Annotated in this window: 5 protein-coding genes; all 5 read right to left on the minus strand. The window is 73.9% G+C overall.

What is annotated here, in order from left to right; translation table 11 throughout:
- Positions 1 to 318: 318 nt before the first annotated feature.
- Genes BN948_RS07635 through BN948_RS07655 form a run of 5 tightly spaced genes read right to left on the minus strand, consistent with a single transcriptional unit; the run spans position 319 to position 24177 of the window.
- The gene (locus BN948_RS07635; protein ID WP_009517177.1) at positions 319 to 8043 is read right to left on the minus strand and encodes a type I polyketide synthase; all 7725 of its coding nucleotides are present in this window, start codon (positions 8041 to 8043) and stop codon (positions 319 to 321) included.
- Positions 8044 to 8046: 3 nt separating this feature from the next.
- Complete coding sequence (locus tag BN948_RS25545) at positions 8047 to 12474, minus strand: type I polyketide synthase (protein WP_009517178.1); 4428 nt, start codon at positions 12472 to 12474, stop codon at positions 8047 to 8049.
- The gene (locus BN948_RS07645; RefSeq protein WP_009517179.1) at positions 12471 to 18896 is read right to left on the minus strand and encodes a type I polyketide synthase; all 6426 of its coding nucleotides are present in this window, start codon (positions 18894 to 18896) and stop codon (positions 12471 to 12473) included. The genes BN948_RS25545 and BN948_RS07645 overlap by 4 nt, the downstream gene beginning before the upstream one ends.
- On the minus strand, positions 18893 to 23416 hold the full coding sequence (locus BN948_RS07650; protein ID WP_009517180.1) for a type I polyketide synthase: 4524 nt from the start codon (positions 23414 to 23416) through the stop codon (positions 18893 to 18895). The genes BN948_RS07645 and BN948_RS07650 overlap by 4 nt, the downstream gene beginning before the upstream one ends.
- Positions 23413 to 24177 (minus strand): thioesterase II family protein, encoded by a 765-nt coding sequence (locus BN948_RS07655; protein ID WP_009517181.1) that lies wholly within the window; start codon positions 24175 to 24177, stop codon positions 23413 to 23415. Before BN948_RS07655 ends, BN948_RS07650 begins: the two co-directional genes overlap by 4 nt.
- Positions 24178 to 24317: the final 140 nt, after the last annotated feature.

Consider the following 24317-nt stretch of genomic DNA (forward strand, 5'->3'; position numbering starts at 1 on the left):
AACGTTGGCATGCCCGCACCTCGGTGGCCAAGGGCTTGGGGCACGGCGTCGGGGCGCCTGTGCGCAGCCGAGGAGCGCAGGGCAGCCGGCCCGCGCGCGCAGCGCGCTTCGTGAACTGACTGGCGGCATCTGTCTGAACGGAGCGCGCGAAGCGCGCGCAGTGAGTTATGCCGCCGGGCTGGCTGCCTGAGCACCGCAGGGAACCCCTCGCGAAGCGAGGGGCTGCGCAGTGAAGCTCCGACGCCGTGCCCCAAGCCCTTGGCCTGCCAACCAAGCAGCGAGTGAAGGGCAACGAAAGAAACAACGCCACAACGGTAGTCATCGCTTCCCCTGCGCCCGCAGTGCGAGCAAACGATCGACTTCTTCGTCGGACAGGTCTTCGATCGCATCCACCACGCTGGCGGATCCCTGCTGGGGTGCCACCTCAAGCTCGGGCTCAGGCGCGGGCTCGACCTCGGCCGGTGCCAGCACCTCGCTCATCAGGTGATCGGTCAGCGCGTCGATGGTCGGGTAATCGAACAGCAGCGTGGCCGACAGCGTGACGCCCAAGGCCGCGCCGAGCTTGTTGCGCAGCTCGACGGCGAGCAGCGAGTCCAGGCCCAGTTCGCCCAGCGGCGTGCGCGGGTCGATGGCGCGGGCCGGATCGACACCGAGCGCACGCAGCGCGCGTTCGCGCACGAAGGCCGCGACCAGCGCGCGGCGGCGGCCGGGCGGCGCTTCTTCCAGTTGCTGCTTCAGGTCCACCGTGGCGGCGGCGCGCTCAGCCTTCACGGCCACGGCGTTCTCGACAGCGCCTGTGGCCACACCGGCCAGGAACGGCGGCGGCGACTCGGCGCCGATGGCCGATAGGTAACGCGACCAGTCGATCGGCAGCACAGCCGCCTGCGCGGTCTGGCGCTCCATCAGGCGCGACATGGCCAGCAGGCCCTGATCGGGCGTGAGCGCCGCGATGCCCTGCCCCGCGAGACGATCGGCCACGCGGCGGTCCGCGGCGGCGCCCACTTCGGACCAGGCACCCCAGTTGATGCTCAGGCCCGGCAGGCCCTGCGCGCGGCGCGCGTGCGCCAGCACGTCGAGCAGCGCGTTGGCGGCCGAGTGGTTGGCCTGGCCGCGCGAGCCCAGCACGGCGGCCACGGACGAGAACAGCACGAACAGGTCCAGCGGGTCGCTGCGCGTGAGGCGGTCCAGCAGCCAGCCGCCCTGCACCTTGGGTGCGAACACGCGCGCGAAGCGCGAGGCGTCCTGCTGCAACAGGCCCGCGTCGTCGAGCACGCCCGCGCCATGCACCACGCCACGCAGCGGCGGGCCGCCAGCGCGCAGGCGCGCGAGCAGGCCGCGCAGCGCGGCCTCGTCGGACACGTCCAGGGCCTCGGCCAGCACCTCGGCGCCGAGCGCGCGGATCTCGTCGAGCACGGGCGCCACTTCGGGCGTCACGCCGCGCCGGCTGAGCAGCACCAGCCGCCCCGCACCCTGCTGCGCAAACCAGCGCGCCACCACGGGGCCCAGGCCGGCCAGGCCGCCGGTGATGAGGTAAGTGCCGTCGCGACGGACCGGCGGCATCGCGGCGGCGTCGTGCCGCACCACCACCTTGCCCGCGTGGCGCGCTTGCGCCATGAAACGGAAAGCGCGCTCGGCCTCGTCGAGCGCAAAGGCATGGCGCGGCAGCGGCGCCAGGCGGCCTTCGCGCAGGTCCTTCATCAGGCCCTCGAGCAGGCCGCCGATCAAGGCGGGCTCGCGCTCGCCGGTCTCGCCCCAGTCCACCACGTGGTAACGCAGGCCGCGTTGCAGGCCCTGCACCCACTCAGGCGTCTTGATGTCGCGCTTGCCGATCTCGACGAAGCAGCCGCCATTGGCGATGGCCTTGAAGCTGGCCTCGATGGCCTCGCCCGAGAGCGAATTGAGCACCACGTCCACGCCTTGGCCTTGCGTGAGCGCAAGGACCTCGTCGGCGAAGCCGGCGTGGCGCGAGTCCATCACGTGGGCCACGCCCATGGAGCGCAGCAGCTCGCGCTTCCACTCGGCACCGGCCGTGGCAAACACCTCGGCGCCCGCGCGCTGCGCCAGACGCACGGCCGCCATGCCCACGCCACCGGCCGCCGCGTGGATGAGCACGCGCTGGCCCGCGCGCAGGCCGGCCAGGTGGTCCAGGCAGAAGGCGGCGGTGAGGAAGGCGATGGGGAAAGCCGCGCCCTCTTCCGCGCGCATGGCCTCGGGGCGGCGCTGCACGAATTCGGCGCGCGCGATGACGTGCGAGGCGAAGCTGCCACCGGCCACGCCCAGCACCTCGTCGCCCACGCGCAGTTGCGTGACGCCGGGGCCGAGCGCGCTGATGCGGCCGGCGAATTCGCCGCCCAGGGGGCCGGGGTCGCCGGGGTACATGCCCAGCACGTTGAGCACGTCCTTGAAGTTCAGGCCCGTGGCCTGCACGGCCACCTCCACCTCGCCGGGGCCGGGCAGGCGGCGTGTCATCGGCTGCAGGGCCAACTGGTCGAGCGAGCCACGCGTGGCGGGCACCAGGCGGTAGCTGGCGGGGCGCGGCGCGACCGTCGGCGCGGCACGGCGCGCGCGCGCGAGCTGAGCCACGTGGCGTTCGCCACCGCGCCAGGCCACCAGCGTGGGCGATGGCACGGGGCGAGCTTCGCCGCCGGCCTGCAGTTCGGCCAGCAGGGCCTCGAGTTCGCCGCCCTCTTCCAGGTCCACGCCGGTGCAGCGCAACTCGGGGTATTCGAGCGACGCGGCCTTGAGCAGTCCCCACACCGGTGCCTGCGCGGGGTTGAGCGTGGCGTCGAGCGGATCGGAGGCTTGCGCGCCGCGCGTGGCGACCCACAGCGGCGGCGGCGAGCCCGCGCCCATCAGGGCCTGCGCGAGGTGCAGCGCGCTCACCGCGCCCAGCGTCTGGGCGCGCGCCAGGCCGTCGTGCGACAGGCCGTCCCAGGGCGCGGCGTCGAGCGACCAGGCGTGCAGCACACCGTGCGGCGCACGGCCGCTGGCGCGCAGATCGGCGAGCAGGCGCTGGTGGTCGGCCGGCGACGCCGGGTCGATCGTGATCGCGTCCTCGCCACTGGTGTATGCGGTACCGGGCCGCACCAGCTGGCAGTCCTCACCACGTTCGCGCAGGCGCGCGGCCAGCGCGTCGGCCACGCCGTGGTGGTCGGCCATCAGCAGCCAGGTGCCTTGAACGTTTTCGGTGCGGCGCGCCAGCAGCAGCGACTGCAGCGCGAGCGTGCCGGTGTGCGACTCGCCCACGGGCAGCGCGGCGCTGTCGGCGAAGCCGCATTCCGCCAGCAGCGAGAGCCAGCGCGCGCGCGGCAGCGTGGCGTAGTCGGTGCGCAAATCGGTGTCGTCGAAGGCCCACCAGCCCTCGGTGAGGCCCACGGTCAGGTCGAACCAGCGCTGCGGCTGGGTCACCTCGATCATGGCCAGCAGGCCGGCGGGCGCGAGCAGGCCGCGCACGCGACCCAGGGTGCGGCGCAGGTCGGCGGTGGCGTGCACCACGTTGGCGGCGATCACCAGATCGAAGGACTGCGGCGCGAAGCCTTGGGCGGCGGCGTCCTTCTCCAGGTCCAGCACCTGGAAGCGCATGAAGCCGTGCTGGCCGAAGCGTTCCTGCGCGCGCGCCACGAACAGCGGGCCGATGTCGGTGAAGGTGTATTCCACGCCCTGGGCGGGCAACAGCGGCGCGATGCGCGCCGTGGTGCCGCCGGTGCCACCGCCGATCTCCAGAACGCGCAGCGGGCGGCCGGGGTTCGCGGCTTGATGGGCGAGCAAGGCGTGCATCACCTCACCGAGCAGGCCGTTGAAGACCTGGGCGGTGGGCGCGTCGCGGTACATGCGCTCGGCGTTGGCGAGCGAGCCGCCAGGGAACAGCAGCTCCATGGGCTCGCGCTCGCCGCGCAGGGCCTCGGCCATGGACGCGGCCACGCGGCCCGTCATCTCCAGTTCGGCCATGGCGTCGGGGTGCGCGGCGTGCAGGCGGGCGAGTTCGGCCTCGGGTTGCACGGCGGGCCAGGCGGCGCGCGCCACCCAGTGATCGCCTTCGTGGGCCAGCAGCCCTTCTTCCGCGAGGATGGCGAGCAGGCGTGCGAACAGGCGGCCGTGGCGCGGCTGCACGCGCAGGCGCGCGGCCAGGGCCTCGGCCTGCACGCGCTCACCGGGCGCGGGCGCCCAGCCCAGGCGCGCCATGGTCTGCACCACGTACTGCGCGCACAGCGCTTCCAGTTGCGGGATGAAGGCGTCGTAGCCATCGAGCCGCGCGGACTGGCGCAGGCCGCCGAGCGCGCGCATGGCCTGCTCGGCCAGGGCCGGCGTGGGCACGGCGTGGGTGGCCTCGGGCAGGGGCAGCGGCGCGGGGCGCCACGCGGTCTCGTACAGGGCGTCGTCGAGCCAGCGCTCGCCCAGTCGCTGCAGCGCGTCGCGCGAGACGCGCTTGAGCTGCACGTCGACCAGCTCGGCCACCAGGGCGCCGTCGGCGCGCCACACGCTCACGCTGGCGCGGGCCGATTCGCCGCCGCTGGCGCTGACGCGCACGTGACTCCAGCACCGCGCGCCAGGCGCCTGGTGCAGGGTGAAGCGGGCCACGGCGATGGGCAGGAACAGGGCCTCGTCGTCGTCCGGCAAGGCGGCGGCCAGCACCTGCAGGCAACCGTCGAGCAGCACGGGGTGGATGCGGTGGGTACCGGCCTGCGCGGCCAGTTCATCGCCCAGCGCGACCTCACCGAGCGCTTGCGAGTCGCCCCGCCAGAGCAGGCGGATGGAGCGGAAGTCGGGGCCGAAGTCCAGGCCGCGGCGTTCGAAGCCGGCGTAGAACTCGGCGGTGGACAGCGGCTGCGCGCATGCGGCCTGCGCGTCGGCCAGCGCGGCAGCGCCGGGTGCCGCCGTCGTGCGGCGCAGGGTGGCCGAGACGTGCGTGGTCCAGGGCTGCTCGTCACCGGCGTCGTCGGCCAGGCTGCTGATCGACGCACTGGCCGAGCCATTCGCCTGCACCGCACCGCCCACCACCTGCAGGGTGCGCGCGGTGCCGTCGTCGTCCAGCAGCATCGCCTCCTGCACGGTGATGTCCTCCACGCTCACCGCCTCGTGGCCCAGCAGGGCCTGGCCGGCGGCGAGCAGGGTGTCGAGGTAGGCCGTGGCCGGCACCACGGCATGGCCCTGCACCTGGTGCTGGCGCATCCACGCGGGTTCGTCGGCGCCGATGCGCGACTCGAACACGGTTTCGCTGCCCGCGCCGCGCAGGCGCGCACCGAGCAGCGGGTGGCCGGTGTCGCGCGCGCGGGCCGCTCGCGCGGGGGCTTGCGGCTTGGCCACGAACCAGCTGCGTTCGCGCTGGAAGGGGTAGCTCGGCAGCGTGATCAGGCGGCCCTTCATGTTGCCGCGCCAATCGATCCCGGCGCCCGCGAGGTAGAGCGCGGACACCGCCTGCAGCGCCTGCTCCTCGTCGGCGCGGCCTTTGCGCAGCGAGGCGACGAGCGTGGGCCCCTGATCACCCCAGACCTTGCCCGCCATGGTGGTGAGTGTGGGGTGCGGGCCGATCTCGACACACACGTCGGGCCGCAACGCGGCCAGCGAACGCAGGCCGTCGCCGAAGCGCACGGCCTCGCGCGCGTGGCGGCGCCAGTAAGCCGGCGTGGTGAGTTCTTCACCGGCCACGTCGCCGTTCAGGTTGGACACCAGGCGAAGGCGCGCAGGAGCGAAGCGCACGCCAGCGGCCTCGCGCTCGAAAGCGTCGAGCATCGGGTCGAGCAGCGGCGAGTGGAAGGCGTGCGAGACGGTGAGCGCTTGCGTGCGAATGCCTTGCGCCTTCAGTTCACTGGCGATGGCGTCCAGCGATTCCCTGGCGCCCGAGACCACGGTCTGGTCGGCGCCGTTCACGGCGGCGAGCGAGACGCGGCCCGCGTGCGGCGCGATGGCCTGCTTCGCGTGCGCCTCGTCGGCGAACACGGCCAGCATGCCGCCGCCCGCCGGCAGGGCCTGCATCAGGCGGCCGCGCACGGCGATGAGCCGCAATCCGTCTTCCAGCGTGAACACGCCGGCCACGCAGGCGGCGGCGAGTTCGCCCACGGAGTGGCCGATGGCGGCCTGCGGCACCACGCCCCAGGCGCGCCACCACTCGGCCAGCGCATATTCGAGTGCGAAGAGCGCGGGTTGCGTGTAGCCGGTGTCGTCGAGCGGCGTCGCGGCGCCCTCGGCGGGGAAGAGCACCTCCAGCAGCGGGCGCGCCAGGTGCGGCGCGAGCAGCGCGGCGCAGCGGTCCAGCGCGTCGCGGAAGACGGGCTCGGTCTCGTACAGGCGCCGGCCCATGCCCGCGTACTGCGCGCCCTGGCCGGTGAAGAGGAAGGCCACGCGCGGTGGGTCGCGGCGCGTGACACGCGCGGTGTCGACACCGTCCACGGCCTCGCCGCGCGACAGGGCCAGCAGGCGCTCTCGCAGGCTCTGCACGCTGTCGGCCAGCACGGTGGCGCGCTGCGCGAAGTGCGCGCGGCCGGTGTTGGCGGTGAAGCAGATGTCGGCGAGCGCGTCGTCGCCCTGGCTTTGCAAGGCATCGGCGTAACGCGCGGCCAGTTGCGCGAGCGCGGTCTCGTCGCGCGCCGACAGGGCCAGCAGGTGCGTGCGCTTGGCGGGCAGGGCCGGCGCGGGCGCGGCCTCGGCCGGTGCTTCTTCCACCACCACGTGCGCGTTGGTGCCGCTGAAGCCGAAGGAGCTGACGCCCGCCAGGCGCCGACCCTGGATGGGCTCCCAGGGCGTGAGCGCGGTGGGCACGCGCAGCGAGAAGTCGCCCCAGGGGATGTGCGGGCTGGGCGTGCTGAAGTGCAGGTGCCTGGGGATCTGCTTCTGCTGCAGCGCCAGCACCAGCTTGATGAGGCCGGTGACGCCGGCCGCCGCTTCCAGGTGGCCGATGTTGGTCTTGACCGAGCCCAGCCACAGCGGCTGCTCGCGGTTCGAGCCGAAGACGTGGCCCAGGGCCTGCACCTCCAGCGGGTCGCCGAGCTGCGTGCCGGTGCCGTGGGCTTCGATGTAGCCGACCTCGTCAGGCGACACGCCCGCGCGCTGCAGCGCCTCGCGGATCACCGCTTCCTGCGCGGGCCCATTGGGCGCGGTCAGGCCGCTGCTCGGGCCGTCCTGGTTGACGGCGCTGCCGCGAATCACGGCGAGCACGCGGTCGCCATCGGCCTGCGCGTCGCTCAGGCGCTTGAGCACCACCATGCCGCAGCCCTCGCCGCGCGCGAAGCCGTCGGCGCTGGCGTCGAAGGTCTTGCAGCGGCCGTCGGGCGCGAGCATGCGCGCGTGCGACAGCGCGATGTACAGGTCGGGCGAGAGGATGAGGTTGACGCCACCGGCCAGGGCCATGCGGCAGTCGCCCGCGCGCAGGGCCTGGCAGGCCAGGTGCACGGCCACCAGGGACGACGAGCAGGCGGTGTCGAGCGTGAGGCTGGGGCCCTGCAGGCCCAGCAGGTAGGACAGCCGCCCGGACACGATGCTGTGCGCCATGCCCGAGGTGAAGTGCGCGTCCAGCAGCGCGCGGTCGCCGCTCATGAGCTGCAGGTAGGCGTAGTCGCTGGCCGTCACGCCCACGTAGACGCCGGTGCGCGAACCCTCCAGGCGATCGGGCGCCTGGCCCGCGTGTTCCAGGGCCTCCCAGGCCACTTCGAGCAGCAGGCGCTGCTGCGGGTCCATGCCCTGGGCCTCGCGCGGGGCGATGCCGAAGAAGCCGGCGTCGAAACCATTCACCGGGCCCAGGAAGCCGCCCGCGCGCGTGGCGATGCGGCCGGGTGTTTCGGGGTCGGGGTCGTAGAGCGACTCGGTGTCCCAGCGGTCGGCGGGCAGCGGGCCGATGGCGTCCACGCCGTCGCGCATCAGTTGCCAGAAGCTGTCGCTGTCGTTCGCGCCGCCGGGCACGCGGCAACCCAGGCCGACGATGGCGATGGGCTCGCGAGCGGCAGTCTCCAGCGCGGCCACGCGCGACTGCGCCGCCTCCAGCGCGAGGAAGGCGCGCTTGAGGGGGGACAGGGCGGGCTCGCCAGCGGGCGGCAGATTCTGTTCACTCATGGCTTATGGCTTGTCCAGGCGCGCGAGCAGCAGCGCTTCGATCTCTTCGTCGCTCATGGCGGCCACGGCGGCCTCGCCCAATGCGGCGGGTGCGGCGCTCGTGGCCACCGACGCGGCCACGGGCGCGCTCGCCTCGGCCGGCATCACGCGGCCCAGCAGGTGCGTGGCCAGCGCGTCGATGGTGGGGTGGTCGAACATCAGCGTCGCGGGCAGCGGCTTGTCCAGCCCCAGGCCGGTGCCGAGCTGGTTGCGCAGCTGCACGGCCATGAGGGAATCGAAACCGAGGTCCATCAGCCGATCGTGCCTGCCCGGAGGGGTATTCGCGTCCAGGCGCAGCACACGGACGACCCGATCGCGCACGAATTCACGCAGGACGTCCACGCGCTCGCCGGGCAGGGCCTCGCGCACGCGGCGCAGCAGGGCCTCGGTCTGCTCGCGCGCGGCGGTTTTCCCGGGGGCGGCGGCGACGGCCGGGGCATCGCGCGGCGTGTCGGCTTCGATCGCGCCCGAGGCCTCGCCGGCCACCCGCGCCACGATCACGTGCTGGCCGAGTTCCGACGCGGTCGAGCCGGCGCGTGGCCAGGCGTCGGCCGCTTCGAAGCCGGCCTCGCGCAAGGCCTGCAGCCACACCGGCGGAGCGAGCAAGGGGTTGTCGGTGCGCAGGTCGTCGGCGAAGTGCTGCCAGCCCTCGATGAGGCCGGTGGTCATGTCGAACCAGGCCATGTGCACGGTGGACTCCACCAGCACCAGCGCGCCGCCGGGCGCGAGCAGTTCGCGCAGGCGCTGCAGGGTCAGGCGCAGGTCTTTGCTGGCGTGCACGGCGTTGGCGGAGACGATCACGTCAAAGCCGCCCGGCGCCACGCCCTGCCCGGCCGGGTCGCGGTCCATGTCGAGCAGGCCGAAGCTCATGTGCGGCCAGGCCGCGAAGTGTTCACGCGCGCGGTCGAGGAACACGTCGGACACGTCGGTGAAGTGGTAGCGCGTGGCTTGTGCCGGCAGAACGGGCAGCAGCGAGCTGGTGGTGCCGCCGGTGCCCGCGCCGAGCTCCAGCACGCGCAGCGGCCGAGCGGGCGTGGCGTGGCGCGCGAGTTCGGCCATGGCCGAGGCCGCCAGACCGTTGACGTAGCGCATGGTGGCCGAGCGCTCGTACAGGCCCTCGGCGAGGTCGAAGGAGCCCCCGGGGAACAGCGTCTCCAGCGGGCTCTCGGTGCCGCGCAGCACGGCGCTCACCAGTTGGCCGCAGTGGCGCACGTAGGCCAGCAGGGGCTGGTTGTCGGTGAACAGCGCCTCGGCGCGCGACCACAGCGCGGCCATGTCGGGCGCGGGCAGCGGCGCGGGGGCGGTGAAGGCTTCGCCGTCCTGCGCCAGCGCGCCGCGCTGCGCCAGGCGCTCCAGCCAGCGCTGCACCAGGTGGCCGTAGGTGGGCGCGATGCCGCCCGCCTTCAGCACCTGCGCGAGCGTGTGGCGTTCACCCGCCACGTGGAAGAGGCCCGCGTCGCGCAGCGTGAGCGCGGCGTGCGCCACGGTGAGTTCTTCCAGGCAGGCCCACTTGGCGGGGTACGACGGGGCGTTCAGGTCCAGCGGGCCGCGCTCGGCCTGGCGGTCCATGGCGGCTTGCAGCCCGGCCCAGCGCTGCGCGGCGTTGGCGGGTGCGGCAGGGGGCTGGCCCACCACGTCCATCCAGTGGCGGCGCTCGCGGAAGGGGTAGGTCGGCCAGGCCTGGCGCTGGCGTTTCACGCCCTTGTCCGGGCCCGCGTCCAGCCCGGCCCAATCGATCTCGGCACCGGCCAGGTAGAGGCTTCGCAGGCTCTCCAGCAGATCCGTCCAGTCGGCGCGCTCGCGGTGCAGCGAGGGCAGCCATTCCACCCCCGCCGCTTCAGGCAGTGCGGCGGCGCATTCGGCGCCCATGCCCAGCAACACGGGGTGTGGGCCGATCTCGATGAAGTGCGTGAAGCCCTGCTCCAGCAGCAGGCGCAGCGATTGGGCGAAGCGCACCGGCTGGCGCATGTGCTCGGGCCAGTACCCGGGGCGACCGAGTTCTTCCACACCCTCGAACTGCCCGGTGAGGTTGGAGACCAGCGCGATCCGCGGCGCCGCGTGCGCCACGCCCTGCAGAGCGCGCGCGAACTCGGGCAGCACGGGCTCGATGCAGGGCGAGTGCGCGGCGTGCGGCACGCGCAGCCACTTGATGCGCACGCCCCGCGCTTCCAATGGCGCGAGCGCGGCCTCGAGTTCGCTGCGCAGGCCGCTGAGCACCAGGTGCTCGGGGCCGTTGTGGGCCGCGATGGAGAGTGACGGGCCGCCGCGCGCAAAGGCTTCTTTCACCACCGATTCGGGCGCGAACACCGCCGCCATGCCACCGTTGGCCGGCAGCGCGTGCGTGAGTCGGCCGCGTTCCGCGACGAGACGCAGCGCGTCGTCCAGGCTCAGCACGCCGGCCACGCAGGCCGCGGCGTACTCGCCCAGGCTGTGGCCCATCACGGCCTCGGGCTCCACGCCCCAGGAACGCCACAGCGCGGCCAGCGCGACTTCGATGGAGAAGGTCAGCGGCTGCGCCCACAGGGTGTGATTGACGGGCGAGTCATCCGAGGGCTCGCTGAACATCATCTCCAGCAGGCCGCGGTCCAGGTGCGGCGCCACGCGCGTGGCGGCGTCGGCGCAGGCGTCCAGCGCCTGGCGGAACACGGGCGCGCTGTCGTACAGCGCGCGCCCCATGCCGGCGTGCTGCGCGCCCTGGCCGGTGAACAGGAAGGCAATCTTCGGACGCCGGGCGCCCTCCACCACGGCGGTCTGTGCCCCGGCGAGCGAGCGGCGCAGTTCGTCGGCGCTCGCGCCAAGGGCCACCAGGCGGTGACTGAAGTGCGCGCGGCCGGCGTTGGCGGTGAAGCACAGGTCGGCCAGCGGCGCCTGGGCGACGGCGAGCGCTTCGTCGGCGCTGTGCGCGAGTGCCTGCAGCGCCGCGCCGTCGCGCGCCGAGAGCGCGAGCAGGTGCAGCGGGCGCTCGGTCGGTGGAGCATCGGCCGCTGTGGCCACCTCGGCCGCACCTTCCAGCACCACGTGCGCGTTGGTGCCGCTGAAGCCGAAGGAACTGACGCCCGCGAGGCGGCGCCCTTCCACCGCGGGCCATGGCGTGGTGCGCGTGGGCACGGTCACGGGCAGCGCGGCCCAGTCGATGTGCGGGTTGCCCTGCGAGAAATGCAGGTGCGGCGGGATCTCGCCGCGCTGCAGGGCCAGCACGGTCTTGATGACACCGGCCAGGCCGGCGGCGGCTTCGAGGTGGCCGATGTTGGTCTTGACGGAGCCGATGGGCAGCGGGTGCGCCGCATCGCGCCCCTCGCCGAGCACCGCGCCCAGGGCCTGCACCTCGATCGGGTCGCCCAGCGGCGTGCCGGTGCCGTGCGCCTCCACGTAGCCGATGGCCGCGCCGCTCACGCGCGCGGCGGCCAGCGCGGCGCGGATCACCGCCTCCTGCGCGGGGCCGTTGGGCGCGGTCAGGCCGCCGCTGCGGCCGTCCTGGTTGATGGCGCTGCCGCGGATGAGCGCGAGCACGCGGTCGCCGTCGGCGCGCGCGTCGCTCAGCCGCTTGAGCACCAGCACGGCGCAGCCTTCGCCGCGCACGTAGCCGTCGGCGGCGGCGTCGAAGGTCTTGCAACGGCCGTCGGCGGCCATCATGCGCGCGCGCGAGAAGTTGATGTTCATCTCGGGCGTGAGGATCAGGTTCACCGCGCCCGCCAAGGCCATGTCGCACTCACCCAGGCGCAGGCCCTGGCAGGCCTGGTGCAGCGCCACCAGCGAGGACGAGCAGGCCGTGTCCACCACCACCGCCGGGCCCTGCAAGCCCAGCACGTAGGACAGGCGCCCCGCCACCACGCTGTAGGCGTTGCCGGTGGCGAAGTACGCGTCGATCTCATCGCGGTGCGCGAACAGCGCGCGGCCGTAGTCGTTGTTGCTGACGCCGAGGTAGACGCCGGTGTTCGATCCCGCCAGGCCCGCGCCCGCGTGGCCGGCGTCTTCCAGGGCCTCCCAGGCCACTTGCAGCATCAGGCGCTGCTGCGGGTCCATGCTGGCCGCTTCGCGCGGCGAGATGCCGAAGAACTCGGCGTCGAAGCGGTCCACGCCGTCGATGAAGCCGCCGTGGCGCGTGGTCATCTTGCCGGGGGCGTCGGGGTCGTCGCTCAGCAGGCTGTCCAGGTCCCAGCGGTCGGCCGGAATGGTGCTGATCGCGTCGGTGCCCGACCACAGCAACTCGGCGAAGCCCTGGGCGTCGCGCACACCGCCGGGCAGGCGCAGGCCCATGCCCACGATGGCGATGGGCTCGTGCAAAGCCGATTGTTCCGCCTGCGCACGCGCGAGCTGGGCCTTGAGATCGCGGATCTCCAGCAGGGCGCGCTTCACGGGGGTGAGCGCTTCGTTGGCGCGGGGGTCGGTCATGAAGTCTCCGGGGTGCCGCCGTCGAGCTCTCTCAACAGCAGGGCTTCGGCTTCCTCATCGCTGAGGTCGGCCATGTCGTCGATCGCGGGCGCCGGGGTGGCAGGGGCGGGCGCCGCCGCGCGCTCCTCCAGGCCCAGCACGCGCAGCAGGTGCGCGGCCAGCGCGTCCAGCGTGGGGTAGTCGAACAGCAGCGTGGCGGGCAGCGGCTGCGCGAAGGCCTTGGCCAGCGCGTTGCGCAGCTCCACGGCCATGAGGGAATCGAGCCCGGTGTCTTTCAGCGCGGCGCGCGGGTCGAGGGCCGTATCGGCGTCGAGGCCCAACACCTGAAGGGTTCGTTCGCCCAGGTAGGCCACCAGGGCCGCGCGGCGCTGGCCGGAGGGCAGGCCCTGCAGGCGCTGGCGCACACCGGGCGCGGCCGGCGTGGGCGCGCTCGCGGCGGTGGCCGTCGGCCCTGCGCCGCCAGCGACGGCGCGGAACAGCTCGCTGTCGGCCGCGCCCGGGCGCTGCGCCAGGAAGCGCGGCCAGTCGATGGCCAGCACCAGCGCGTGCGCCGCGTCCTCGCGCATGGCGCGCGCCAGCGCGGCGAAGCCGGTGGCCGGGGTGATCGGGCGCAGGCCGCGCGCGCCCCAGGCGTCGTGGCCTTGTTCGGCGCCGCGCGCGGCCATGCCGACGCCGCCCCAGGCACCCCAGGCCACGCTGAGTGCGGGCAGGCCCGCGCGGCGGCGCGCCTGCGCCAGCGCGTCGAGCCGGGCGTTGGCGGCCGGGTACAGGCCCTGCCCCGCCGCGCCCAGCCACAGGCCGGCGGCCGAGTAGAGAACGAAGAAGTCCAGCGGCCGATCGCGCGTGATGTGGTGCAGCACCCAGGCACCCTGCGCCTTGCCACGCAGCACGGCCTGCGCGCGCGGCCAGGTCTGGCGTTGCAGCACGGCGTCGTCCAGCGCGCCGGCGGCGTGCACCACGCCGCGCAACGGTGGCATGTCACGCGTGATCTCCTCGAGCACGGCCTGCATGCGCGCGCCATCGGCGGCGTCGGCTTCCACGGCCCGCACCGTCGCACCTTGCGCGCGCAGTTCGGCGATGACCGATTGCGCGTGTTCGTCGGGCGCGCGGCGCCCGCTTAGCACCAGGTGGCGCGCGCCACCGGCCACCAGCCAGCGCGCGGTCTCCAGGCCCAGTCCGCCAAGGCCGCCGGTGATCCAGTAGCTCGCGTCGGCCCGCACCGTGGCCGCCGTGTCGGCGCGCAGCACGAGCTTGCCCACGTGCTTCGCTTGCGCCATGAAGCGCATGGCCTCGGGCGCGGCGCGCAGGGGGTACTCGCGCACGGGCAGGGGTTTGAGGCTGCCGTCGGCCAGGGCCGCGAGCAGTTCGTCGTAGAAGGGGCGCAGCAGGCCGTGGTCGGCCAGGGCCTCGGTGCCAAGGTCGTAGGCGTGGTACTTCACATCGGGGCGCGCGGCGGCGGCCGAGGCCGCGCTCATGATGTCGCGCTTGCCGAGTTCGAGGAACACGCCGCCCTGCCCCAGCACGCCCAGCGTGGCGGGGATGAAATCACCGGCCAGGGAGTTGAGCACCACGTGCACGCCCTCGCCGTTCGTGAGCGCGCGCACCTCGTCGGCGAAGGCCAGCGAGCGCGAGTCCATCACGTGCTGCACGCCCAGGCCGCGCAGCAAGGCGCGCTTGTCAGGCGAGCCGGCGGTGGCAAACACCTCGGCGCCCGCGCGCAGCGCCAGTTGCACCGCCGCCAGGCCCACGCCACCGGCCGCGGCATGGATGAGCACGCGCTGGCCCGCGCGCAGGTTCGCCAGGCGGTGCAGGCCGTACATGGCGGTGAGGTAAGCCACGGGCAGGCCGGCGGCCGTGGCCGCGTCCATGCCGGCGGGCACACGCGCCAGAAAAGCGGCGGGCACCACCACCTCGTCGCCCAGGCTGCCGGGTGCGAAGCCGAAAACGGCGTCGCCCACGTTCAGGTCCGTCACGCCGTCGCCGCGCTCGATCACCACGCCTGCGCACTCGGCACCCAGCGGGACGCCCTCGGCCTGGTACATGCCCAGGCTCAGCAGCACGTCGCGGAAGTTGAGGCCGGCGGCGAGCACACGCAGGCGCACGCTGCCGGCGCCCAGGGGCGCGGCGGTCACGGGCTGCAGGCGAAGACCATCCAGCGTGCCGGCCTGGGCCACGGCCCAGCCTTGCGGGCCGCCGGGGCGTGCCGCGTCGGCGGTGGGGCGACGCAGTTGCGGAGCGAAGCGCCGCGCGCCACGCAGGGCCAGGCGCGAGGGCACGCCCTCGCCCGCGAGCAGTTCGGCGAGCAGGCGATCGGCCTGCTGCACCGCGCTGTCGGCGGGATCGAGGTCGATCGCGCGCGCCCGCAGCTCGGGGTGCTCCTGCTCGATGACGCTCACCAGGCCGTCCAGTCCGGCGGCGCGCGGTTGCAGGGCAGCGGGGTCTTCGTCGCCGACGACCACGCACGCGCCCCGGCTCACCAGGAACAGCGGCGCGGGCTGCTCGACGAGCGCCTGCGCGAGTGCGAGCGCGCTGCCCAGGGCCGGCCAGTCGTCGCTGGTGAGGTCCGGCGTGGCGGCATCGGCGAACGACGGCGTGTCCAGGCCCCAGAGGTGCACCACGCCGCGCCAAGGCCCCTGGGCCACCGCGTCGAGCGCATCGCCCGCGCGCAGCACGGTGCCGTGCGCGCCCTGCTGCTGGAGTTGCGCGGCCAGGGCGTCGCCCACGCCGCCCCGGTCGGCCAGCAGCAGCCAGCGGCCGGCAACGGGTTCGCGCGCCCCGGCGGCCGGCAAGGCCTGCCAGTGCACGTGGTACAGCAGTTCCTCGGTGGGGGCCGTGGTGCCGGCGTCGGCGGGCGCGAAGCGCATGCCCTCCAGGCGCAGCAGCTCGGTGCCGTCGGGCAGGGACAGCACCACCGTGGCCGAGAGCGAGGACGGCCCCTGCGCCACGCTGGCGCGCGCGTGCACGCGGCGGGCGAGCGACGGGGCCGCGACGATGCGGTCGGCGCCCAGCGGCAGGAACAGGCGGGGCGCCTGCTCGCCGCCGAGCCCGGCTGCCACGGAGCACAGTTGCAGGGCACCGTCGATGAGCAGCGGGTGCAGGCCATGGCCTTGCGGCGACTGAGCATCGGGCAGCTCGAGCCAGGCCTCGGCCACGGCCTGGCCCGCGCGCACCTCGCGCAGCACCTGGAAGCTGGGGCCGAAGGGCGCGCCGGCCTCGGCAAAGCGGCGGTAGATCGTGTCGGTGTCGATCGACGCGAGCGCGTCGGCGCGCGGCGCTGCGGCCGTTGCATTGAGGTCAGGCGTGCGCGCCAGCGCGCTGGCCACGGCGCGCCAGCCACCATCGGGCAAGGCCTCGTGCAGCGCCAGTTCGGCGTCACCCTCGTCGCCGCGCGTGGCCACCACCTGCCAGCGCGTAGCGGGTTCATCGCCTTCGGCGATCAAGAGGGGGCGCAGCACGGTGAAGGATTCCAGCGCCACGCGCTCCACCCGGAACAGCGCGCGCGCCGCGGCGGCCAGCATGTCCATCTCGGCGGCGGCGGGCATCAGCAGGCGGCCCTGGATGCGGTGGTCGACGAGCCAGGCCTGGGCCTGCGCAGCATCGCCTTCGAAGACCAGCACGCGCTCGCCCGCGAGCGGCAGGCGCCGGCCCAGCAGCGCGTGGCCGCTGTCCATGCCCACCACCGCAGTCGCGGCAGGACGCGCGCGGATCCAGTGGCGCTTGCGCTGCCACGGGTAGGCGGGCAGCGACACCACCTGCCCCGCCTCGGGCTGCAGGCCGTCCCACGCGGGCGTGACACCGGCCGCGTACACACCCGCCACGGCCTGCAGCAGCGTCTCGCGCTCGGGCCGGCCACGCCGCAGCGAGGCGAGCACACGCGGTGCGGTGTCGCGACCCGTCAGGCATTCGGCGATGGACGCGGCCAGCACGGGGTGCGGGCCGATCTCGATGAAGGTGTCGACGCCCTCATCGGCCATGGCCACGATGGCGGGGGCAAAGCGCACGCTCTGGCGCACGTTGCGGCCGAAGTACGCGGCATCGGGCGCGCCGTCGAGCACGCCACCCGTGACGGTGGAGAACACCGGCACGGCGGGAGCGGCCAGGCGCAGGCCCGCGAGTTCGGCGTCCAGCCGCTGCTGGAACGGCGTCATCTGCGCGCTGTGGAAGGCGTATTGCACGGGCAGCAGGCGGTGGCTCACGCCGCGCGCGCTCAAGGCGTCGATCACCTGATTCAAGGCCGCCTCGTCGCCCGAGAGCACCACGCTGCGCGGGCCATTGAGCGCCGCGAGCGAGAGCCGATCGCCCAGCGGGCGCAGCAGCTCGATGGCCTCTTCCTCGCTCAGGCCCACGGCGGCCATGCGGCCCAGGCCGGTGGCCTGCTGCATCAGGCGGCCCCGGTGCCAGACCACGCGGACGGCGTCGGGCAGGTTCAGCGCGCCGGCCACGTGCAGCGCGGCGATCTCGCCCACGCTGTGGCCGACCACGGCGTCGGGCACCACGCCCCAGGACTTCCAGAGCGCGGCCAGCGCCACCTGCAGCGCGAACAGCGCGGGCTGCGCGACCTCGGTGTCGTTCAGGCGCGAAGCCGCTTCGTCGGCGCCCAGTTGTTCCAGCAGCGACCAGCCCGAGAGCGGACGCAGCAGCGCGTCGCATTGCTCCACCACCTCACGGAACACGGGTTCGTCGGCCAGCAGTTCGCGCCCCATGGCGAACCACTGGGGGCCTTGTCCACTGAACACGAAGCCCACGCGCGGCAGCGCGGTGGCCGAGCGCTGGCCCGTGGCCACGGCGGGCGAGTCCTGGCCCTGGAGGAAGTCGTTCAGGCGCGCGCGCAGTTCGTCGGTGTTGCGGCCCACCACGGCCAGGCGAACGTCGTGGTGCGTGCGGCGCTCGGCGGCGGTGAAGAGCACGTCGCCCAAGGGCTCGCGCGCCTCAGCCAGAAAGTCCACCCAGCGCGCGGCGAGCGCGCGCAGTGCCTCGGGCGAACGCGCGGACAGCGGCAGCAGTTGCGACGCGCCCTCGGCGGCGGCGGCCTCCTCGGCCGGCAGCGCGGGCGCTTCTTCCACGATGACGTGCGCGTTGGTGCCGCCCACGCCGAAGGAGCTGATGGCCGCGCAGCGCGGCACGGCGCCGCGCGGCCAGGGCGTCAGCGCGGTGGGCACGGCCAGGCGCGTGCCCTCGAAGCGGATGTGCGGACTCAGGCGCGTGAAGTTAGGCTGTGGCGCGATGGCCTGATGCCGCAGGCTGAGCACGGCCTTGATGAGGCCGGCCGCGCCAGCACCCGCTTCGAGGTGGCCGATGTTGGCCTTGGCCGCGCCGAGGTAGCAGGGGCCGGCACCCGGGAACGCACGCCCCACGGTGGCGGCCAGCGCCTCCACTTCGATCGGATCGCCCAGTGCTGTACCGGTGCCGTGCGCTTCCACGTAGCCGATGCGCTGCGGCGCGAGCTGGGCATTGGCCAGGGCCTCGCGCACCATGGCCTGCTGGGCCAGACCGTTGGGCGCGGCCAGCAGCGTGGAGTGGCCGTCCTGGTTCACGGCCGATCCGCGCACCACGGCCAGCACGCGGTCGCCATCGGCCACGGCGTCGGACAGGCGCTTGAGCACCACCACGGCGCAGCCCTCGCCGCGGCCGAAGCCGTCGGCCAGTTCGTCGAAGGTCTTGCAGCGGCCGTCCGGCGCCATGAAGCCCACCTTGGACAGCGAGACCATGAGGTCGGGCGTGAGCATGAGCGAGACGCCGCCCGCGATGGCGACGTCGCTCTCGCCGTGGCGCAGGCTCTGGCAGGCCAGGTGCGTGGCCACCAGCGATGAGGAGCAGGCGGTGTCGATGGACAGGCTGGGGCCGCGCAGGTCCAGCACGTACGAGAGGCGGTTGGCCAGCACGCTGTGCAGCGTGCCGGTGAGCGTGCGCGCGTCGATGGCCTGCGGGTCGTTGTACTGGAGCTGGGCGTAGTCGTTGTGGTAGCTGGCGATGAACACGCCGGTGCGGCTGCCGCGCAGGCGCTCCTGCGGCAGGCCGGCGTCGTCGAAGGCCTCGATCGCCACTTCGAGCAGCAGGCGCTGCTGCGGGTCCATGCTGGCGGCTTCGCGCGGAAGGATGTGGAAGTAGGCGGCGTCGAACTGGTCGATGCGTTCCTTGAGAAATCCGCCCCGGCGTGTGGACGCCTTGCCGGGCAGCGAGGTGTCGGCGCTGTAGACCTCATCGGCGTTCCAGCGCTCGGCGGGCACCTCGGTGGTGGCGTCGCGGCCTTCGGCGAGCAGGGTCCAGAAGGCCTCGGGCGAATCGGCGCCGCCGGGCAGGCGGCAGGCCATGCCGACGATGGCGATGGGGTCGGCGCGCAGCAGGTGCGCGGACTGTTCGCGCACCTGTTTGGCCAACAGGGCGAGCTTGAGCGCGGAGAGTTCCTGCGTGGGCTCGCTCATCGCACACCTCGGCGGCGGTTGCCGCGCAGGGCCAGCGCGGCCTCGTCGTCGGACAGGCCCGCGACCTGCAGCACGGGGGCTTCCAGGGTGGCAACGCCCGGCTCGGCGGTGACCGCGTTCGGCGCGGCGGGCTCGTCGCCCGCCAGGTGCGCGGACAAGGCCTCCACCGTGGGGTAGTTCCAGGCCAGCGTGGCCGACAGCGAGCGGCCCAGCGCGGCCTCGAGCCGGTTGCGCAGTTCCATGGCCATCAGCGAATTGAGGCCCATGGCGCCCAGGGCCTTGCGCGGGTCCAGCCGCGCGGGCGCCACCTTGAGCACCTTGCCCACGGCCTCCTTCACCACGGCCTCCAGGGCCTGGCGGCGCTGGGCGGGGGTGGCCTCGGCGAACGACTCGCCGCTGGCGGGCTGCGGGGCGGCGCTGGGCAGCAGTTCACCGAACAGCGGCAGGCGGCGGCCCGCGCGGGCCTGGGCGAAGCGCGCCCAGTCGATCGGCAGCACGATGGGCGTGGCCTCGTCGCTGGCGATCAGCGAGTGGAACAGCGCCAGGCCCCGCGTGGGCACGAAGGCCGCGATGCCCTGACGGTTCATTTCGGCGACGTTGCGTTGGCCGGCCTCGTCGTGCACCAGGCCGGTGTCGGCCCACACGCCCCAGGCGATGCTGATGGCCGGCAGGCCACGCGCGCGGCGGTCCAGGGCCAGGGCGTCGAGGCCGGCGTTGGCGGCGGCGTAGTTGGCCTGGCCCGCCTGCGCCAGGAAGGCGCCGGTGGACGAGAACAACACGAAGCAATCGAGTTCGGGCAGCAGACGGTCCAGCAGGCGCGCGCCGTGCAGCTTGGCTTGCAGCGCGGCGTCGAAAGCCGCGCGGTTCATGGCGCTGGCGAGGTGGTTGTCCAGCGCACCGGCCGCGTGCACCACGGCGCGGATCGGCGGCCAGCCTTCGGCGGTGTAGGCGTCGAGGAAAGCGCGCAGTTGGGCTTCGTCGCCCACGTCCACCGCCGCCAGGTGCACGCTCGCACCCATCGCTTCGAGGGCGCGCACGGCGGCCACGCGGCGCCCGGAAGGGCTGTCGGCGTCCAGCGCGGCCCAGGTGGCGCGCGGCGGCAGGGCCGTGCGGCCCATGAGGATGAGGCGGCGCGCGCCCTGGCGCACCAGGTCGGCAGCGAGTTGCAGGCCGATGCCGCCCAGGCCGCCGGTGATGAGCACGCTGGCGTCGGCGCGCCAAGGCGCGGAGGTCTGCGTGGGGGCCGGCTCGAGCGCGCGCAGACGCGCCACGAAGCGGTAGCCCCCGCGCAGCGCGGCCTGGTCTTCGCCGTCGGCGGCGAGCAGGTGGTGGGCCAGCGCGGCGGCATCGTCGCCGGCGGCGGGGTCGCGATCGACCAGCCCGCCCCAGCGCTCGGGGTGTTCCTCGGCCAGCACGCGCGCGCTGCCCCACAGCGCGGCCGGCATCACGGCGACGCGTTCGCCGGCGTTCACCGCCTGCGCGCCGCGCGTGGCGAACCACAGGCGCGCGGGGCTGCCGGCCTTCAACAGGGCCTGCAGTGCTTGCACCGGCAACCAGGCGGCTTCTTCCGTGTCGGGCGCGAGCCAGAGCACTTGGCGGGCGTTGGCCAGGCCTGCGGTCCAATCGTCGCTACCAGCGGACGCGGCGGTGGCGCCCTGTGCCCGCAGCGCCTGCGCCACCGCGTTGGCGTCCGCGGGCTCATCACCCACCACCAGCCAGGGCCCGGCAGGCGACGCGGGCGGCGCGGGCGCGTCCAGCGCCTGCCAGCGCAGCGCGTGCAACCAGCCCAGCGATTCGTCGTCGGGGCGCTGGCGCTTCACGCGTTCGCGCCCCGGCGAGGCCGGGCGCAGGGCGGCGTCGATCCAGTGCCGTTCACGCTGCCAGGGGTAAGTCGGCAATGCGGTCGGCGGCGTGGCGGGCAGCAGCCGCGCCCAATCGATGGCGTGGCCAGCGGACCACAGCGCGCCCACGGCCGTCAGCAGGCCGGTGGCGCCCGCTTCATCCCGCTGGCCGCAGGCGATGGCCTGCAACTCTCGGCCAGCGGCCTGTGCGGTCTGCTGCATCGCGGGCAGCAACACGGGGTGCGGGCCGAGTTCGATCACGGCGCCGATGCCGTCTTCCAGTGCGCGCGTGAGCGTCTGCGCGAAGCGCACCGGCTGACGCAGGTTGGCGGCCCAGTAGGTGGCGCCGAGCTCGCCACCGTCGGCGCGGCGCGCGAGCACGGTGGAGTACAGGGGCACGACGGCTTCGGCGGGCTGCAGGTCCGCCAGCTCGGCGCCGAGCGTGTCGGCCAGCGGCTGCATCTGCGGGCTGTGCGAGGCCACGTCCACCTTGACGAGGCGGCAGAACACGCCCTCGCCTTGCAATTCGTCCATCAGCGCCTGCACAGCGGCGGGCTCGCCCGAGACCACGCTGGAGCGCGGGCTGTTGCTCACGGCCACGGCCAGCCGGTCCTCGCGACCGGCGATGCGCGCCTGCGCCTCGTCCATCGACAGGTCCACCATCGCCATCGCGCCCTGGCCGCTGGTGGTTTTCATGAGCTGGCTGCGGCGGCAGATGACCCGCATGGCGTCGTCCAGCGAGAGAGCGCCGGCCACGCAGGCCGCAGCCACCTCGCCCATGCTGTGGCCCACCACCGCGTCGGGGCGCACGCCGATGGATTGCCACCAGGCCGCGTAGGCCAGGGCCAGCGCCACCAGCAGCGGTTGCACCACGTCGATGTGATCGAAGCGCTCGCCCGCAGCGCCGGGCTCGGCGTGCAGTTGCTCGATCAGCGATACGTCGAGCCCGCGACGCGCGGCGGCGTCGCAGCGTTCGAAGGTCTCGCGAAACACTGGCTCGTCGCGCAACAGGTCGCGCGCCATGCCGCGCCATTGCGCGCCCTGCCCCGGCATGACGAAGGCGGTGCGCGGCGGCCGGCCGGGCTCACGCACGCGGCCTTCGGCGGTGGGCGATTCGCCGGCGGCGTAACCGCGCAGGGCCTCGATGAGTTGCTTGCGGCCACCGGCCACGAAGGCCGCGCGGTATTCCAGCGCGGCGCGGCGCGTGGCGGCGTTCCAGCAGAGGGCCGCGACCTCATCGTCACGCGCGGATTCAAGGCGATCGGCGTAGCGCGCCGCCAGCGCGCGCAGCGCCGGCTCGGCACGGGCCGAGAGCACCAGCAGCGCGGTCGATCGCACGGGCGCCGTCGCGGAGGCGGACGCACCCGGCCGGGCCTGCGGCGCTTCTTCCAGCACCGCGTGTGCGTTGGTGCCGCCGATGCCGAAGGAGTTGACGCCCGCAAAGCGCGGCGCGGTGCCGCGCGGCCAGGCCCGGGCCTCGCGCGCGATGGCCATGGGCATGGACGACCAGGCCACCGCCGGGTTCAGCGTCTTGCAATGCAGGCTGGCCGGAATGCGCTGGTGGTGCAGCGCCAGGCAGGCCTTGATGAGCCCGGCCACGCCGGCCGCGCCTTCGGTGTGGCCGATGTTGGTCTTGACCGAGCCCATGAGGCACACCGAGCCCGCTTCGCGTCCCTCGCCCAGCACCTTGGCCAACGCATCGATCTCGACCGGATCGCCCGCGCGCGTGCCGGTGCCGTGCGCTTCCACGTACGACACCTGCGACGGCGTCACGCCCGCGTCGCGGTAGGCCGTGCGCAGCATCTCCTCGTGGCCGATGCGGCTGGGGCGGCCCATCACGCCGCTGCTGCGGCCGTCGTTGTTGACGGCGCTGCCGCGCAGCACCGCGTAGATGCGGTCGCCGTCGGCCTGGGCACGCGCCAGCGGCTTGAGCACCACCAGCCCCGCGCCTTCGCTGCGCACATAGCCGTCGCCGTCGGCGTCGCCGAACTTGCAGCGGCCGTCGGGCGCCATCATGCGGCTCTGCGAATACGCGATGCTGATGTGCGGCTGCAGGATCAGGTTCACCCCGCCGGCGATGGCGAGATCGCTCTCGCCGTTCTGGATGGCGCGCGCCGCCAGGTGCACCGCCGCCAGCGAGGACGAGCAGGCCGAGTCCAGCGACAGGCTGGGCCCGCGCAAACCCAGCAGGTAGGACAGCCGGCCCGCCAGCGCGTAGCGCCCGCTGCCGGTGGTCATCAGGAAATCGATGTTCTCCGGGTCGGCGAACAGGCGCGATTCGAAATCGCTCACCCACTGGCCCACGAACACGGCGGTGTTGGAGCCATCGAGCCGCGTGGGGTCGATGCCGGCGTCCTCCAGGCCTTCCCAGGCGCATTCCAGCAGCAGGCGCTGCTGCGGGTCCATGCGCTCGGCCTCGCGCGGCGACACGCCGAAGAACTCGGCATCGAACCGGTCGAGGCCATCGACGAAGCCGCCCCAGCGCGTGGCCATGCGGCCCGGCGTGGCGGGGCGCGGGTCGTAGTAGTGACCCAGGTCGATGCGGTCGGCCGGGATTTCGGTGATGGCGTCGCCGCCTTCGGCCAGCAGCTTCCAGAAGCTGGCGGGCCCGGTCACGCCGCCGGGAAAGCGGCAGCCGATGCCGACGATGGCGACGGGCGTCGGCGGATTGGAGTTCACGCCACCGCCTTCGCCAGCAGCGGCGCCAGGCTGGCCGACACCTCGGCCAGCAGCGCGTCGCGTTGGGCGTTCAGGTAAAAGTGGTCGCCCGGCAGCACGCGCAGGTGGAAGGGGCCGGTGGACTCGCCGCGCCAGCCCTCCAGGTGTTCGCGCGGGGTGAGCGGGTCGTGCGAGCCGCCGAACACCGACAGCGGGCAGGCCAGCGGCGTGCGCCCGGCCGGCGGGGTGTGCGTTTCCAGTGCGTGGATGTCGCCGCGCAACGAGGGCAGCAGCATGGCCATCAGCTCCTCGTGCTCGGCCACCTCGGGCGGGATGCCGCCGTAGCGGCGCTGGATCTCGGCCACGAAGTCGGCGTCGGACAGCACGTGCAGCAGCGGATCGGGGTTGGGCCAGTGCGGCGGGCGCCGGCCCGAGACGAACAGGTGCCGGGGCATGGGCGCGCCTTCGTGGTTGAGGGCGCGCGCCACCTCATTGGCCAGCACGGCGCCCATGCTGTGGCCGAACAGGGCGTAGGGCAGGTCCAGGTGGGGCCGCAGGGCATCGACCACGCCGTCGACGATGTGGTCCATCCGGGTGATGACCGGGTCCTTCAGGCGGTTGGCCCGCGCGGGCAACTGGATGGCCACGAGTTCCACCGCGTCGGGCAGCGCGTTGCACCAGGGCCGGTACACGCCCGCGCTGCCGCCGGCGTGCGCGAAACAGAACAGGCGCAGCCGCGCGCCGGGACGGGGCACGAAACGTTGAAGCCACGGGCTGTTCATCGGGCACCCCGGCGGCTGGTTTCCTGACGTTCGATGGCCGGTGCGACCTTGCATTGCATGATGGATTCCTCTGGCCCGCCCGCGTTGGCGCGCCTGCCCCCGAAGTAGCGTTTACGTATCGGTTTTTTCCGACCCCATGT

Origin of the sequence: Hydrogenophaga intermedia (assembly GCF_000723405.1) — a bacterium.
GTDB lineage: Bacteria > Pseudomonadota > Gammaproteobacteria > Burkholderiales > Burkholderiaceae_C > Hydrogenophaga > Hydrogenophaga intermedia.

Excerpts from the sequence above, each read along its gene's own strand:
- BN948_RS07645 (WP_009517179.1), bottom strand. The coding sequence starts at position 18,896 with ATGAGCGAGCCCACGCAGGAACTCTCCGCGCTCAAGCTCGCCCTGTTG.
- BN948_RS25545 (WP_009517178.1), bottom strand. The coding sequence starts at position 12,474 with ATGACCGACCCCCGCGCCAACGAAGCGCTCACCCCCGTGAAGCGCGCC.
- BN948_RS07635 (WP_009517177.1), bottom strand. The coding sequence starts at position 8,043 with ATGAGTGAACAGAATCTGCCGCCCGCTGGCGAGCCCGCCCTGTCCCCC.
- BN948_RS07655 (WP_009517181.1), bottom strand. The coding sequence starts at position 24,177 with ATGAACAGCCCGTGGCTTCAACGTTTCGTGCCCCGTCCCGGCGCGCGG.